The organism is Cyclobacteriaceae bacterium, from assembly GCA_030584025.1.
GTDB lineage: Bacteria > Bacteroidota > Bacteroidia > Cytophagales > Cyclobacteriaceae > UBA2336.
Genome location: CP129487.1, coordinates 2,020,356 through 2,036,227 on the forward strand (window position 1 = coordinate 2,020,356; position 15,872 = coordinate 2,036,227).

General features: G+C 43.4%; 14 protein-coding genes. 2 read left to right on the top strand and 12 right to left on the bottom strand.

Going from position 1 to position 15,872, the window contains the following annotated elements; genetic code table 11:
* Positions 1-34 precede the first annotated feature (34 nt).
* Both sucC and QY309_09045 read left to right on the top strand, forming a co-directional pair.
* Positions 35-1,246: an ADP-forming succinate--CoA ligase subunit beta gene (gene sucC / locus QY309_09040; protein ID WKZ61626.1), complete on the top strand. Its 1,212-nt coding sequence runs from the start codon at positions 35-37 to the stop codon at positions 1,244-1,246.
* 58 nt (positions 1,247-1,304) lie between these two features.
* Complete coding sequence (locus QY309_09045; protein ID WKZ61627.1) at positions 1,305-2,168, top strand: DUF6089 family protein; 864 nt, start codon at positions 1,305-1,307, stop codon at positions 2,166-2,168.
* Between the two features lie 5 nt (positions 2,169-2,173).
* On the opposite strand, the gene QY309_09050 is transcribed toward QY309_09045, so the two are convergent.
* From QY309_09050 to QY309_09105, 12 genes are all read right to left on the bottom strand, one after another.
* Positions 2,174-4,078, bottom strand: coding sequence for a nucleoside-diphosphate sugar epimerase/dehydratase (locus QY309_09050; GenBank protein ID WKZ61628.1), 1,905 nt, complete (start codon positions 4,076-4,078; stop codon positions 2,174-2,176).
* Positions 4,079-4,089: 11 nt separating this feature from the next.
* On the bottom strand, positions 4,090-4,266 hold the full coding sequence (locus QY309_09055; GenBank protein ID WKZ61629.1) for a hypothetical protein: 177 nt from the start codon (positions 4,264-4,266) through the stop codon (positions 4,090-4,092).
* Entirely contained in the window at positions 4,263-7,862 is a 3,600-nt protein-coding gene (locus tag QY309_09060; GenBank protein WKZ61630.1) for a T9SS type A sorting domain-containing protein, read from the bottom strand. The genes QY309_09055 and QY309_09060 overlap by 4 nt, the downstream gene beginning before the upstream one ends.
* Positions 7,863-9,109: 1,247 nt before the next feature.
* Positions 9,110-10,213, bottom strand: a complete 1,104-nt coding sequence (locus QY309_09065) for a DegT/DnrJ/EryC1/StrS family aminotransferase (GenBank protein ID WKZ61631.1) — start codon at positions 10,211-10,213, stop codon at positions 9,110-9,112.
* 23 nt (positions 10,214-10,236) lie between these two features.
* Positions 10,237-10,662: an exosortase F system-associated protein gene (locus QY309_09070; GenBank protein ID WKZ61632.1), complete on the bottom strand. Its 426-nt coding sequence runs from the start codon at positions 10,660-10,662 to the stop codon at positions 10,237-10,239.
* Positions 10,659-11,207: an exosortase family protein XrtF gene (gene xrtF, locus QY309_09075; protein WKZ61633.1), complete on the bottom strand. Its 549-nt coding sequence runs from the start codon at positions 11,205-11,207 to the stop codon at positions 10,659-10,661. The genes QY309_09070 and xrtF overlap by 4 nt, the downstream gene beginning before the upstream one ends.
* On the bottom strand, positions 11,200-11,850 hold the full coding sequence (locus tag QY309_09080; protein WKZ61634.1) for an acetyltransferase: 651 nt from the start codon (positions 11,848-11,850) through the stop codon (positions 11,200-11,202). Before QY309_09080 ends, xrtF begins: the two co-directional genes overlap by 8 nt.
* The gene (locus QY309_09085; protein ID WKZ61691.1) at positions 11,847-12,395 is read right to left on the bottom strand and encodes a sugar transferase; all 549 of its coding nucleotides are present in this window, start codon (positions 12,393-12,395) and stop codon (positions 11,847-11,849) included. Before QY309_09085 ends, QY309_09080 begins: the two co-directional genes overlap by 4 nt.
* A 32-nt stretch (positions 12,396-12,427) precedes the next feature.
* Positions 12,428-13,021: a sugar transferase gene (locus tag QY309_09090; GenBank protein ID WKZ61635.1), complete on the bottom strand. Its 594-nt coding sequence runs from the start codon at positions 13,019-13,021 to the stop codon at positions 12,428-12,430.
* 140 nt (positions 13,022-13,161) lie between these two features.
* Positions 13,162-13,533, bottom strand: a complete 372-nt coding sequence (locus QY309_09095) for a GxxExxY protein (protein WKZ61636.1) — start codon at positions 13,531-13,533, stop codon at positions 13,162-13,164.
* A gap of 111 nt (positions 13,534-13,644) precedes the next feature.
* The gene (locus QY309_09100; GenBank protein ID WKZ61637.1) at positions 13,645-14,871 is read right to left on the bottom strand and encodes a DegT/DnrJ/EryC1/StrS family aminotransferase; all 1,227 of its coding nucleotides are present in this window, start codon (positions 14,869-14,871) and stop codon (positions 13,645-13,647) included.
* A 12-nt stretch (positions 14,872-14,883) separates the two neighbouring features.
* Positions 14,884-15,867: a sulfotransferase gene (locus QY309_09105; GenBank protein WKZ61638.1), complete on the bottom strand. Its 984-nt coding sequence runs from the start codon at positions 15,865-15,867 to the stop codon at positions 14,884-14,886.
* Positions 15,868-15,872 lie beyond the last annotated feature (5 nt).

The window sequence follows — 15,872 nt, forward strand, 5'->3', positions numbered from 1 at the left end:
TAAATAAAGTAGTTTAGCCTCAAAATAAAAATACATGAACATCCACGAATACCAGGGAAAGGAAATACTGAAGAAATATGGTGTAGCCATTCAACGCGGCATCGTTGCCGACAACCCGGATGCCGCTATACAAGCCGCCAAGGAATTGCAGGCCGAAACCGGCACTAAATGGTTTGTTATAAAATCCCAGATTCATGCCGGAGGCCGCGGAAAAGGGGTTGTTAAGGAGACCGGATCGAAAGGCGTTGTATTGGCCAAAAGCCTGGCGGAAGTTCCGGAAAAGGTAAAAGGTATACTAGGCGGAACATTGGTAACACACCAAACAGGACCCGATGGAAAAGTGGTAAACAAGGTTTTAATTGCCGAGGATGTGTACTACCCGGGCGAATCGGAGCCGAAAGAATATTACATGAGCATTTTGCTGGACCGCTCCAAAGGCATTCCTGTTATCATGGCCTCTACTGAGGGTGGAATGAACATCGAAGAAGTGGCTGAAACGCATCCTGAAAAGATTGTGAAAGAGTGGATTGACCCGACCATTGGACTACAGGGATTTCAGGCGCGTAAAATAGCTTTCGCGATGGGTTGGGAAGGAAATGCCTTCAAGGAGGGCGTGAAATTCATTCAATCATTATACAACGCCTACATCGGACTGGATGCCTCCATGTTTGAAATCAACCCCCTGCTCAAAACCTCTGATAATAAGATACTTGCCGTTGACTCGAAGGTAAATCTTGATGACAACGCACTGTACCGCCATAAAGACCTGGCCGAGCTACGCGACCTTTCGGAAGAAGATCCGTTGGAAGTGGAAGCCGGAAAAGCAGGACTGAACTATGTGAAGCTTGATGGAAATGTAGGCTGTATGGTGAACGGAGCCGGATTAGCGATGGCCACGATGGACATCATCAAGTTATCCGGTGGGGAGCCCGCCAACTTCCTTGACGTTGGTGGTGGTGCCAATGCCGAAACCGTTGAGGCCGGGTTCCGGATTATCTTAAAAGATCCGAACGTAAAAGCCATCCTGATCAACATTTTTGGTGGTATTGTTCGCTGCGACCGGGTGGCCAATGGCGTGGTGGAGGCCTACAAGAAAATAGGCAACATACACGTACCGATTATCGTACGGTTACAAGGCACCAATGCCGAAGAAGGTGCCAAAATCATTGAACAATCTGGTTTAAAGGTATTTTCGGCCATTTTGCTGAAGGATGCCGCTGCCAAGGTGAAAGAAGTACTGGCCTGAGATTGATTTTAAAAAAAGACCAAAATCCCCTACCTTAGTGGGATATAACGCACTTGCTATGAGATTTTTACGTCTGCTGTTGGTTGTATTGCTGTTTTTACCCGAATGGGCTGATGCCCAAAGCTTTTACGCGGTAAGACGGGAGCGTTCGATTATTGGTTCGATTGGAATTGGAAATGCCACGTATTTTGGGGAATTAGCTAATCCCGGTGACAATTTTGATGCTAAACCCTCAATAAACTTAGGACTACAATATTTCTTTACCAACAGAATCAGCGTTCGCTCTGAACTTACCTGGTTTCAGATTCAAGGGGACGATGCCAAGGCAAATGATGGCAGTAGGGTAAGAAGAAACCTGTCTTTTACGTCTAGTAATTTTGAACTTAATGCTACAGGAGCTGTGAGTTTGTTTCCATTAGGTCAACGGTTCTATCAACGCCCAAGATTCAACGTTTATGGTTTTGCGGGGGTTGGCGTACTCTATTCCAATCCTAAAGCTGAATATCAGGGGGAGAAATACGCACTCCAGCCCTTACAAACTGAAGGGGTTAAGTATAGTAGGTTTAATTTAGTTATCCCTTACGGACTTGGCGCACGCGTGATGCTCAACCCATTCGTAAACGTAGCCCTTGAAGGGGCTTATCGGGCAACCTTTACAGATTACCTGGATGACGTTAGCACTGTGCATAAAGATCCAGCTTCTTTTTCAGATCCAATTGCTGCAGCGTTGGCTGACCGCAGACCTGAATTAGGATTAGCTCCAGCGCCTCCAGGCTTACAACGTGGAAATCCTGAAAAGAATGATGGCTACTTCTTTTTACAATTGAAGGTTGAGTATTACATACCCGATGAAGTATTCTGGAATTCAAACAGTAAACTCTACCGGTCTAAGCGTAAAGCTTATTACAAAAGAAGAAGGTAATTTATTTATTTCTTTCTATCGAGCACTTCGTAACGTGAGTAATTGCTCTTGAATTCGGGCACCAGTTCTTTCATCAGCGCAACCATTTTCAATTCATTTCGGTCGTTGAGCAAATCCCAGAATAACTCGATATAGTTATTGATGTCAGCGTATTCGTACTCCAGCACCCTTGCCTTCATGATTTTTGGGTGGTGGGTTGGAATGGTGTTTTCTTTATCACCAAGTAATTCTTCGAAGAGCTTCTCCCCTTCCCGCAAACCAGTAAATACAATTTCAATATCCCTACCCGGCTCCAAGCCCGAAAGTTGTACCATCTTTTTAGCGAGGTCAAGAATCTTAATGGATTGCCCCATATCGAACAGGAATATTTCCCCGCCTTTACCCATTGCCCCAGCCTCTAGCACAAGCTGACAAGCTTCTGCAATGGTCATGAAGTAACGCGTAATTTCGGGATGAGTAACGGTAACCGGTCCCCCTTCCTGTATTTGCTTCTTAAATAATGGAATTACGGATCCATTCGAACCTAAAACATTACCAAAACGAGTGGTCACAAATAGCGTATGACGTACGCCTTGTTTCTCCAACTGATTGTTGAGTGACTGAACGTAAATCTCCGAGATACGCTTTGAACACCCCATTACATTGGTTGGGTTTACGGCCTTATCCGTTGAGATCATCACAAACTTGTCAACCGCGTGCTTTACAGCCATATCCGCCAGGTGTTTGGTTCCCAGAATATTGCAAAGTACAGCCTCGGAGGGATTCCCCTCCATCATGGGTACGTGCTTATAGGCTGCGGCATGAAATACAATCTGTGGTTTGTGCTCCTTGAAAACAGATTCAATGCGCTCGTGATTCGTTATATCAGCCAGGTAAGGAAAGATCGCAACGGAATTTGAAAAGCGTTTTAGTTCAAGTTCAAGATCATAAAGGGCTGATTCATTCTGATCAATAAGAACCACTTTAATGGGTCTGTAATTGATCACCTGTAGCACAATCTCCTTACCAATTGATCCGGCAGCACCGGTAACGCAGATTACCTTTCCGGCCAACTCGCGGCTTACATGTTCGTTTGATAATTGTATCGCCTCCCGACCGAGCAGATCCTCGATGTTTACGTCTTTAATTTGATTCAGGCTGAGTTCTCCCTTTACCCACCGTTCAATGGGCGGAATGGTTCTGATCTTAACCTGATGCTTCAAACAACAATCAACAATTTCAGACTTTCTATCAAAGGGTAAATCCTTAACCGTAATAATCAATTCATCTACATTCAATGAAATCAGTAGATCTTCAATATTGGATCGTGAACGATTAAAGTAGATAGGTGCACCCGATAAGGCCTTCCCTGCTTTATTGGTATCATCTTCCAAAAATCCAACTACGCGCATGGTTGAAGACGCCTCAATAACTTGCTTCGTAATCATTCCTGACTGACCAGCACCATAGATGAGGATGTTACTACGCTTGGTTAATGCATTACGGTAGTACGCAAAGAAATATTTAACCAACAGTCGGTAATTGAAAAGAAAAAGAAATGAGGATAGTAGGGCAATGAATATTACAGAATACGGGATAAGATTTCTCGAAGTGTTGTAATGCAATACCAGATTTGCAAAAACAACCAGGGCAACGCTCAGCAACAACATATAAAATATCCGAACACCATCCTGAATACCGGTATACCGAATGATGCCCCTGTAACTCCCAGTAATAAAAATAGCTAGTGCTCCGCTCGCGGTATACACGAGGATACCTGTTTTGAAATCACTTGCCGTAATATCCCCTATGGAAAAGTTGAAGCGAAGCAGGTATGCAAGGAGCGCTGAAAACGCCAGAATAGACAGGTCAATACAAACAATGACCCACCGGGGCAGGATTTTAAGATTATGAATAAGACGTGAAAACAAAACCGGAAATTTTAATTCCCTTCCTTCTTTCGTGACAGAAATCGCTTAATACCCAATGCACCACCCGCTAGCAGTAACCATTCAATACCTGTAAGGGGAACATCCGGGTCTCCCCCCGGATCGCCAGGCTGAGCCCAAACCATCACAGACAAAAGCAGAAATAAACAGATTAAAGCGCGGGTCTTCATTCGTTGGTCTTAATAATTTTTACCTGATGTACGCGTCCACCTTTCTGAACGTGCAATATATACATTCCATTGGATTGATTGGATAGATCGAACTCAGCATACTTCTCAAATCCTGAACCTGTTAATGCTTTCGAAGTCAATTCGACTCCGAGGGTGGTCATTAACTTCACTTCAACCGGTCCAGCTGACCGAACCTCCACTTTAACAATTGATTGTACCGGATTTGGATAGACGCGAATTTCCTGATCTATTCCGGTTTCATTGGAGGTTATCACAAATTGGCGATCCGCCTCCGTTGTACATCCTTCAGTTGTTGTTACAACCAATTTATATAAGCCTGAAGCTGAAGCCTCATATGCCTGTCCCGTTGCACCTTCAATTGGTGTTCCATCCAAGTACCATTGGTTACCCGATGTGTAATTAGAATAAAGAGTATTCCCTTCACTGGTTATCTCTGCCTCAAGCACATCTATTATTACCAGACTGGCTTTTTGATCCAGGAATAATTCGCTGCAAGAATTGAAAGCCTTGACAGGAATTTCATATACACCTGGTTCAAATGTTCCACCTGTGAGGCTCAAAGAAATGGATGATCCATTCCCCGAAACGGCTTCACCAAGTGCCACACCATCAAAATAAGCCTGATAAAATACTTCCGGCTCGGTCTGTTCTATATTTATGGATGCTGAAACAACATCACATTCTTCATCACCCTGAACAGACAATGCTGCGTTAATGCCGACCTCACTGATCATTATTTTAAAACGTTCATTTCCATTGGATAAAGGATTCTCGGTAACCTGGAACGTGTAAGCACCCTCTTCCAATGAAGTTGAAATACCTGTAAAATTATCAATCAATGTGAAGATGTAAGTCTTGTCAAAACTCTCCAATTCGGTGAAGTAGAAACTATAAGTTCCCTGACTAAACTTCTCCATACCAAGTGAAATCTCACGTGAGCAATTGATATCCTTTAATGCATTTATCGCAAACTTCTCCATGCCGGCTTCTCTTTGCTGGTAGGTGAATAGGTTGATATACTCATTTTCGCGCTTGCGGGCATCAAAACTCATATCATACTCATCGGAGGCTTCATCGCGGAAATAAACAACAGTCTCATCTTTCCACCCATTTCCCTCAACACCTATCCGAAGTATGTTAGCAAGTTGTCTCTCCCGAATAACCACCGGGTTAATATCAGAAGCTTTATGCGACTCACTGAATGTTAGCGTAGTGCTGGTCGAGGTCTCTACCCAAAAGGCTTGCCCACTGCCTATAATACCGTTAAACGTACCAACCTGAGGGCCACCCTGTGTATAATAGACATACTGACCATTACCCAATCCGCCATTACCTACATTATCCAGCATGGATATAATTGTGCTGACACCTCCAGGTAGCGAAACCAAATCCCAGTCAACTGGAGCTGGATACGGATTACCTACCAGGTTAAACCCTGCCGCATCGGGTTCTGAACCGGTTATCGTCAGACCAATTCCAACATCTCCAAATCTTAGCGTACCGCGTGTTGTTAATACCGGGTTACCAACATTGCGAATATAAGTTGCATAGCCCCTACCGTTTGTTAAAGCAAAAGAGCTTGCCGGAAGAGAAATGTTGTTTGGCCATACTTCATACCGGTTATTGGCATCTCCACCATTTGTTTCTGTCCATCTATACATCGATGGAGCATTTGGATTTGTAATTGATCCTCCGGTTGACGGATTTGAAAATTGACCAGTAATCTGAATTTCACCTTGCCAGTCCGCCACTGTAGCACCTTCCAATGGAGATGCCAGGTAACGCCATGCCCTCAGTCCATCATCATTTTGCACAAAACGCTCGGCAGTCAAATTTCCAACGATTTGAGCACCTGCAGGTACAGAAGTTACTTTAGCCGTCCGCGTAGCGGTCGAAGCCAACACGACATTTCCTGTTCCACCAGGTCCATCAAAATCAACATCAGGTGTAGAAGAACCTGCCTGAGCCAAGGTAAATTCATTTTGAATTCTGAAAATAGTATTTGCTATTGCACCTCTAAAATTCAATGAGCCACTAGACTTATTTACAGTTATATTAAAAAGATTAACTATACCGGCAGTACCGGCTGTTCGGTTCACATCCTGATTTATTGTTCCGTTAAACGTAACTCTTCCCGTACCTGGATTAAATGTTCCATTTACAATAAAGTTCCCCGCCAATGTCAAATTGGATGGACCATTTAACGTTGACCCTGTATTAACAGTTATATTATGAAACTGTGGCGAGCCTGTGATCGTTGTTGTTCCCGCAAACACCACCGTACCGGTTGAATTCGTAAACGTTCCCCCACTCAAGGCAAAATTGCCGGCCACACTCATGACAGAGGGTGCCACCAACGTTCCCGTAATGGTAACATTATTAAAGTTATGCGCGCTTGCTCCTGAAATGGTTGTATTCCCACCAAAGGTTACCGTCTGAGAACCAGTACCTGCGTTTAATGTTCCATCATTAACAAGGTCTCCGTCAATTCTTATATTTACTGTTGGTGTTACCGTACCGGTTATGGTTACTTCACCAAATTGAATCAGGGCACCACCACTGATATTGGTTGTTCCGCTAAACGTAAACGGACTGCTGGTAAGTATCGATGTGGAATTTGCAAGCAGATTTCCTTTTAAATCTATGGCATTTGATCCCGCATCGAAAATACCATTGGATAATGTAAGATCGCCATTGATTGTAAAAGGCTCAGTAAGTGTAAGGGTTGCCCCACCCAGTTTGGTAACATGACGGAGCTCCGTTGTTAAATTCGGTACTTCGGCTCCGGATGAAATATTTGTTGAAATGTCATAAACCAGGTCATACGAAGTTTGCGCAGTTGGCGTGTTGCTGATCAAACTACCTTCAGTTCTGGTTATTACGCCTCCCGTGGCGATGGTAATGGTGCCAGTATTATTGAACGTACCGGAACGCAAATTAAGGTTAGTCACTGTAAAGCTCGAACTTGTTGCCAGGGTTGCGGATGCCCTATCCAATGTTAAACTGTTCAATGCTTGTGGTGTAATGAATTGAATTCCGGCCGGTAATGATCCTGAACCATTCACAATGAAATTAGAACTTGCATCAATAGCGAAGCTTCCATCTGTTCTTGAGTACGGGCCACTTATGGTAAGCGTTCTACCATTCAGAATAATATCACCCACAGTTTGGGTGAGTGTTCCGGCTATGGTCAAATCTGTACCAAGCGTCACCGAACCACTTGCCGGCCGGTTTAACGTAAAATTATTTATAGTAGTGCTGCCAGTGGTTCGCAAAGTTCCAAAAGCACCCGTACCACCAATGGAAATACTGGAAGTACTTAAAACATTCAAGAAATTTGAGTTCGGGGTAAATCCACCATTTAATGTAAGGGTTCTATTTGAGACAGAGAGATTACCATTCGTCAATATTAGATTACCTCCAAGTGTCACGTCTGCTGCCAACGTAACCCCTGACGCATTGTCAATTTCAGTTGTAACACCAGCAACATCATTTGGATGGGCGCTTCCCATAAACTGAGGCGCTGACCCATTGTAGATTATCCGACTACCCGAATTAAAAAGTCGAGTTGACATAGGTATGTTACCCTGTATTGCGCCTGAGGAATTTAATGAACCTACTCTAACTGTACCATTCAAGGTGAATGTTCCATTCGTTCCAGATGTTATTAAAGGATTTGTTCCTAGGTTTAACACCGAACCACTTTGAACTATAAAATTAAATGCAGCTGTCAGTGTGTTAACCGAATAATTTTGGTCAGAACCATTCCCGGAAAATAAAATGTTTTTTGCTCCCACTCCTGCACCCGAATTTAGAGTGCCGCCAGTTTTTTCAAAATTTCCATTAATACTTAAAGTTATGTCACTTGCATTAGTTTGAGTTAATCCAAGATTACCGGCAGACATACTAAAGTTACCAGCAACAGAAATTAATGAGGATGAACTCAAGGAATTCGAAAGAAAGTAGGTCCCACCTTCAACAATAAAATCACCACCAACCGTTAGCGTGTAACCAGAGGTAGAGCTTGCTAATCTTACTACACGGGGAGTCGGGGAACCAGTTGATACAAACCTTAAATTACCCAGAATATTTTGAAGTTGACCCCCCAGAGAGAAAGTTGTAGTCGTCCCCATCCCGGGAGTATTCCAAACAAAGTTCCCAAAAGTTTGATTCAAATTATTAGGGGCTGCTGGCGAAGCGTTAGTTAATCCAGAAATTTCTACTGTGGAACTGGGATCCCAAATTGCGAATGGTATATCCCCTCCGGTAGCAAAGTTATGTCTATAAGTCGATCCTGATTGAAAAAGTAATATTGAAGGGTCGCCAATGATTATATCAGAAGAGCTTTGAATAGTACCGTATATTTCACATGGAGTAAAAAAAAGTAATGAAGCTAAATCAAGCGTTCCGTTGTTGACCAACAACCCACCAGCATCAACTATTAATGGTGTATTTGCGAAATCCTCTTCTATTGTTACGGTAACGCCAGTATTAATCGTAACACTTGCACCATTGGTGATTGTTACCAGATTTAGATTGATGTCATTCGTAATGGTTACATCGTGGTTAACAAGTATGAAATCAAAAGAGTTAACATCCGGCACACACGCACAATCCCATGTATCGGGGTCATCCCAATCCCCATCCTGAACGGAGTTTATTTGAGCAACGGAAATCGTACTAAGAGAGGTTAGACAAAAGGCAATTAAAAAGATTCTTAGCATACGGTTCTCTTCAGGTAATAACTCACAAAAGTAATCAAAAACACCGGTTTTTACGGCATTTAATATACTAAATGCCCACAAACCGAACAATTGTAACCCTACAATGTTTCCTTCACCAAACCGATCACTTTATCCCTATCGGCTGGTGTAAGCGCATTGCCGCTGGGCAAGCAAATGCCACGCCTGAAATAATCCTCGGCAACGCCCCGGTTAATACTTTCAAATTGTGAGAAAACAGGCTGTTGGTGCATCGGGCGCCATAACGGCCTGGTTTCTATGCCGTTAGCTTCCAGTACGGAGCTTACCCGATTGTGGGTTGCCTCATCTTGAAATAAACAGGTGGAAAACCACCGATTGGCCTGCATGCCCGGCATCTCGGTTTGAAAGGTCACTCCCGTTTTCTCCAATACCGACCGATAAGCATGGGCATGCCCCCTCCTGGTATTAACTTTATCCTGTAAATCAGGCAGTTGACTTAATCCTGCCGCTGCGTTTAGCGGCCCCATGGCGTAATTGTACCCGGTTTCGTGGTGGTCGTAATAAGGTAAATCCTCCCGCGACTGATTGGCCCAAAACCTCACTTTTGAAGCCCATTCGGGATTTTTAGTTACCAAAATGCCGCCTCCGTAAGTGGTCACAACCTTGTTGTTGTTGAAGGAATAAACGCCAACATCCCCCAATGTACCCACCATCTGGTTGTAGTAGGATGACCCCAATGACTCAGCCGCGTCTTCCAGCACCAAAATCCCTTCCCTTCTGGCAATCTCCAATAACCGATCCATCTGGCTGGGCATGCCGTAGGTATGCACCACCACCATCGCCTTTGGCTTTTTTCCTTCAGCCTTTAGCTTTCCGATGGCTTCTTCCACCAGGTCGGGATCCATGTTCCACGTAGTATTTTCAGAATCGATCAGCACCGGGTTAGCACCTTGATAAAGAATGGGATTGATGGTAGCCACATAGGTAAAGGTTGGTGCCAATACATAGTCGCCTTTGGTTATCCCCAATACCTTAAGCGCCAAATGAATGGCTGCAGTACCCGAGTTAAGCGCTACCGCATAGGGTGAACCGGTAATCCGGCACATGGCATCTTCAAAATCAGCAATCAACTGATTATGGTGTACCCCCTGATAGCGTTTTAACGTATCAGCCAGGTGATCAACCTCAATGGGATTATACGAGAGCGGGATGGTGTAGCGCATGCCTTAACAGAAGAAGGCACAAGTTACGCATTTTTCATGCGCACACGCTGATAGATAAAACCCGCCATCAGCAAAAACATGAGCAGGGGGTTTACAATGAGGCGATGAATCTGCGAAAGCAGTGGGGAAGAAATTTCTGAATCGCCTTCCAGGGAGAGTTTTACGATAAAGTAGATGGGAAGCAGCAGGCACACTTCCACCAAAAAAAGATAAAATGAAAGGGTGAGGTACTTGCGTTCTTTAAACCAGGCATAAATCAATACCATGCAGGCTACGTCATTCAGCACAAGTCGTATGGTTTTGTTTACAATGAAAACAGTATTGGGTTGAGTGATCTGAAGCCCTTCCGGTAAAAAAGATGTAAGCGCTACGGCATAGTTGAATCGTTGAAAGACAAACACCAGTACCAACACCAACAAAGCTGAACCGATCAGGATGTATGGCTTCATGATTTATTGGCTGAAATGGCTTTGCGAACGGAGATGCCGTTGATCTTTTCAATCCAGATCCACCAAAGCAAGAACACCATTACATAAATGGAGGCGGTGAAGGCGTACTTGTGCACGTAATAAAAATACTGCTCGAAATATTCGGCTACCAAAAAGAGTCCGCTTACGCGAAGCAGGTTGGCCAGGTGAATCAACACCAACCCAAGCGGAATAAACCACATGACTTTTTTTCGATCGCCACCAAAGGCCGCCATGAACGAAATAAAAACAATCGCCACGTTGATGCCGTTGCAGCCTTCAAATACATTCACTACGATGCGTGATCCTTTGTAAATGGAAATCGTGCGCGTATTTAATTTGGGTTTGGTGTAGGTGTCTTCACCCAATACATTTAACAATGCGGACGATTGATTGGTAACCGCAACGGTTGCCGGATCGGCCTGATCATATCGTTCAATCCACCAGCCATATAGGAGGTTTAATACGAGGTAAAGCCCGACAAAAATTCCGAGGAAACGCAAAGCCGGTTTAAATTCCTTAATCATTTCGCTTGATGGGTCGTGCCGGAACACCGGCAACGGTTCTTTTACTTTCTACATCTCTGTTTACAACGGCTCCCGCCCCAACAACAGATCGATTACCAATGGTAACGTGTTGCAACACGGAGGTTCCTGTCCCAATAAGCACCTCCTCACCTATCTGCACATAGCCTGAAAGGTGCACGCCCGGCATGACGGAACTATATGAGCCAATCTGAACATCGTGTCCAACCGTTGTATTCAGATTTAGTAATACGAAGTCGCCCAGTACAATACCAATGGTAAGCCGACATCCGGCTGTGATGATGCAACCCGCACCCGCCTTGATGTTTTCGCCAATGGTGGCTACAGGATGAATTAACGTTGGAAAATAGAGCTGCTTATGTTGAATCCGTTCAACCACACTTCGCTTTACTTTCGGATCGCCTACTGCCACCACTACAGCTAATTCTTCGTCAACAGCCTTCAACGCATCCAGGTTACCCAACACCGGAAGACCAGCTACTATGCTGCCTTCCGCAATTCCATCATCGTAGAATCCGGTAACAAGCCATTGCGGATTGATGGCGTTGATCTGATTAATCATCACCAGCGTTTCCTTTCCGAAGCCGCCTGCGCCAACAATAGCTATGTCTTTTAATTCACTCACCCTGAGAATCGTTTTTCATCCAGTGAAACATCCTTGTTCATCTGTAAGACCAAAGCTACTGTTTTCAACAAAATCTTAAGATCAAGCCCCATGGAAATCTCACGAACATACTGTAAATCAAACTCAAACTTCTTTTCCCACGACACCGTGTTTTTCCCATTCACCTGCGCCAGTCCGGTGATACCGGGTAAAACCAAATGCCGCTTTTTTTGCTCATGCGAAAGCAGGGGTTCGTATGCTATTGGTAAGGGACGTGGTCCCACCAACGACATCTCTCCTTTCAACACGTTCCACAGTTGGGGCAATTCATCCAGGTTCGTGGCGCGAAGAAATTTTCCTAACCAGAACTGTCGCTGTTTTAATGGAAGTTGTTCGTTGGTCTTTAATGTACGAAACTTCATCATGGTAAAATGTCTACCTGATTTGCCAATCCTCACCGATTTGTATAAGCAGGGAAATTCAAATGAGAAAATGTATAGAAAGAAAATCAATACGAATACCCAGCTCATCAACAAGAACAAAAACACGCTCCCCACCCGATCCATAATAACTTTACCAGATCGATTGTACATCGTTGTCAATTCCGGAAAATGGAGAAGATGGTTTGAAAAATAATTTTGATATCCAGCCAAAACGATTGACCATTGATGTACTTCAAATTCAGTTCAAGTTTAACGGGCATAATTTCCCGGATGTAATAATCGATTGGGTCCTCCCTTCCTTCCAATAACGCATTCTCATTTCTGAATTGGATTGAAGCATAATCCGTTAGACCCGGTTTCACAGAAATCACTTGCAGTTGAGTGGGTGTGTACAAATCAACAAACTTTTTTAGTTCCGGGCGGGGACCTACCAAACTCATCTCGCCTTTCCACACATTAATTAATTGCGGTAACTCATCCAGTTTAAATTTACGCAACCAGAATCCTATACCTGTTATCCGTGAATCACGGGCACCAATGGTAATGGCCGCAGCTTTGTCGGATCCGACACGCATGGTTCGGAACTTGAAAAGCTTAAAAAGTGCGCCATTCTTTCCAACACGCTCTTGTAAGTAAAACACAGGCCCTGCAGAATCAAACTTAATCAGTACAGCAATCAGTATAAAAAAAGGAAAAAGTATAAGCAGTCCAACTGATGAGGCCACAAAATCGAATAAACGCTTTAGCATGTTACGTATTTTTCGCAAAAGCCATTTCACAAAGTTGCTTGAAGATTCACAAAGAAACACAAAGCGAATACCCAAAAAGGGGCACAAAGAACTTTGTGAACCTTTGTGCATACTTTGTGTGCTTTGTGCAATAGTTGCCTTTAATTAATTATTCTCTTTATTCCCTCCTTCAGCAACCCGGTATGAAAATTAATCAGCAGACCCAACTTATAATTTCCCAAACGCAAGTAGGTCAAAACCTGAGCTGTATGAACGTCTGTGAAAAACTCAACGGTTTTAAGTTCAAGTACTAACTTATTTTCGACCAATAAATCAATCCGATAGCCATGGTCAAGTTTTACATCCTTGTATACTATTGGCATTGGTTTTTCTTTTTCTACATACAAACCACTTTGGATCAGATCAAAATATAAACACTCCCGATAGGCTGACTCCAACAACCCCGGACCGAGCGTTCGATGAACTTCAATGGCATGACCGATTACTACAGTGGCCAGTTCGTTCTCCGTCATTTAAGATTAAGGTTACAAGGATTATTCCACAAAGTCTCACAGAGATCCACAAAGAGCACAAAGGACTCCGTGCAACCCTGTGATCCTCCGTGGAACTTTGTGTAATAACTGTTATACTTCAGTTTCATACGCCTGAACCACTGCCTTTACGATATACTCAATCTTCTCCTGATCAAGTTGCGGATAGATTGGAAGCGAAATCTCAATAGCATAACTGGAGAATGCTACGGGATAATCTTCAATCTGATAACCTCTTTCCCGAAAAACAGTGAGTATGGGTAGTGGCTGAAAGTGTACATTAACCGAAACACCTGCCTCTGTAATCCGTTCAATCATCGTATCGCGCTGTGCTTCTGTAATGCCTTTGATGCGCAAGGCAAATACATGGTACGAAGATTCCCGCACGTCATCTTTCATGGGTGGTGCTATTGCCCACGAATAATTTGCAAACCCCTTTGCGTAAGCCTCCGCCACACGTTTGCGTTCGGGCAACATGAATGTTGGATACTTTCGCAGTTGTGCCAATCCAATAGCTGCACAAATATCCGGCATGTTCATTTTAAAACCCGGATAAACAATGTCGTACCGCCAACCGGCACCATTGGTTTTGGCCAACGCATCTTTGGTCTGGCCGTTTAACGACCACAACTTTAGTGTTCGATAAACTTCTGCATGATCAAAAGCTTGTTGCGGCAGGTTAATACACATGGCTCCACCTTCAGCTGTGGTGACGTTCTTTACGGCATGAAACGAAAACACGGAAAAATCACCCCACGTACCAATTGGTTTATTGGCATATGTTGCACCTAATGAGTGTGCCGCATCACTCAACACCAGTATACGACCCAGTTTTTCCTGGTTCGCTGTCACAGGCTTGAACCTTGCTTTGATATCGGGTGCATTTACCAACTCAAAAAGTTGCTGATAATCACACGGCCATCCCGCTATATCCACCGGAATGATTGCCTTTGTCTTTGAGGTAATCTTTTCTTTTATTTTAGCAACATCGATATTAAAATCTTCCCCGCTATCCACCATCACGGGCGTTGCTCCAATATGCATGACCACCAACGCGGTGGCCGCATACGTATATGCCGGAATGATAACCTCGTCTCCCCGGGTTACACCGAACCAATGCAACAACAGCATCAGACCGGAAGTGGCCGAGTTACAACACGCCACATGCGTAAGGCCGGTTTGTTCTGCTACCAATTTTTCAAGTGCCAACACCCTGGGGCCTGAAGTAATCCAACCAGAATCAAGCGTTTCCATTACTTCACGTTTGATATCATCATCGATGTAAGGTGGGGAAAAGGGAATAATGTAATTAGTGTCCATTTAAAAAGAAAATCAAAATCTTCGAAACATGCTTTTCATGTAAATCAAAAAATAATCAAACGTAAACATTCTATATCGCTTAAAAACTCTTTTAAATACCCCAGGAATTTCCATTAGAAAGTAAAAGGGCAGCATAAATACCGAAGTATATTCTTCCTGAACAGCATAACCCAACTTTCTAAGTTTTTTCCTATTTATAGTTGTCGCAAGCTTGGCTTCCCGCTGTGAAAGGATATCGCGCCAATCAGTTGAAGATGCTACAATGCCACCTGCATTTATATCTCCTCTAATGGCCGCATTTCTAAACTTAATATCCAGACATTCTTCGATGAATATAATATTCAGAAATTCGCAAATTCGCTTCCATTCAAGGACGGGATTAGCCACAAAATCTTCATAGCGAACTATAACAATTTTATCGCTATACTTAAGCAAAGCACGATTCTCTGACTTAATGGTTCCTTGCCACGAAAAACTATCCGCGAGAATGTTCCAGTCCTTCTCCAATCTTTTAATATGAATTTTCTCGCTATTATAACGTCCTGTTTTTAATCCAAGAGTCCGGACTTTTTTGGATGCGATGATATTTCTAACATCGCGATGAATTAGTATTACTTTTGAGTCAGGGAATTTTTCAAAAATCTTATCAATAAAAAAAACATTTGATGGTGTCTTCTCTGCCCATATCAAGTTATTCTGGCGGGTAGCCAGCTTCTCAATAATTCTAATAACAAGTTCACCATAGGTCTTTGTAGTGGCGAAAAAATGATCCTTTTCAGCACTTATTACTGACGTATCATCATCTGAAAGACGAATACGTTCACAAAATTTACGAATAAGGTGAGGATTATTTTTATGAGGCGCATCAATAGAGGGGATATTTTCAAATAAACGTAGCTCGGATCTTATCGCGAAAATAGCAGGATGCCTTTTCAAAATGTTAATCAGCATACTTGTACCTGAATGCATATACCCTCCTATAAAAACAGATCTCATAATCG

Excerpts from the sequence above, each read along its gene's own strand:
- sucC (WKZ61626.1), top strand. The coding sequence starts at position 35 with ATGAACATCCACGAATACCAGGGAAAGGAAATACTGAAGAAATATGGT.
- QY309_09045 (WKZ61627.1), top strand. The coding sequence starts at position 1,305 with ATGAGATTTTTACGTCTGCTGTTGGTTGTATTGCTGTTTTTACCCGAA.
- QY309_09055 (WKZ61629.1), bottom strand. The coding sequence starts at position 4,266 with ATGAAGACCCGCGCTTTAATCTGTTTATTTCTGCTTTTGTCTGTGATG.
- QY309_09060 (WKZ61630.1), bottom strand. The coding sequence starts at position 7,862 with ATGTCAACTCGACTTTTTAATTCGGGTAGTCGGATAATCTACAATGGG.
- QY309_09065 (WKZ61631.1), bottom strand. The coding sequence starts at position 10,213 with ATGCGCTACACCATCCCGCTCTCGTATAATCCCATTGAGGTTGATCAC.
- QY309_09070 (WKZ61632.1), bottom strand. The coding sequence starts at position 10,662 with ATGAAGCCATACATCCTGATCGGTTCAGCTTTGTTGGTGTTGGTACTG.
- xrtF (WKZ61633.1), bottom strand. The coding sequence starts at position 11,207 with ATGATTAAGGAATTTAAACCGGCTTTGCGTTTCCTCGGAATTTTTGTC.
- QY309_09085 (WKZ61691.1), bottom strand. The coding sequence starts at position 12,395 with ATGGATCGGGTGGGGAGCGTGTTTTTGTTCTTGTTGATGAGCTGGGTA.
- QY309_09090 (WKZ61635.1), bottom strand. The coding sequence starts at position 13,021 with ATGCTAAAGCGTTTATTCGATTTTGTGGCCTCATCAGTTGGACTGCTT.
- QY309_09095 (WKZ61636.1), bottom strand. The coding sequence starts at position 13,533 with ATGACGGAGAACGAACTGGCCACTGTAGTAATCGGTCATGCCATTGAA.
- QY309_09100 (WKZ61637.1), bottom strand. The coding sequence starts at position 14,871 with ATGGACACTAATTACATTATTCCCTTTTCCCCACCTTACATCGATGAT.
- QY309_09105 (WKZ61638.1), bottom strand. The coding sequence starts at position 15,867 with ATGAGATCTGTTTTTATAGGAGGGTATATGCATTCAGGTACAAGTATG.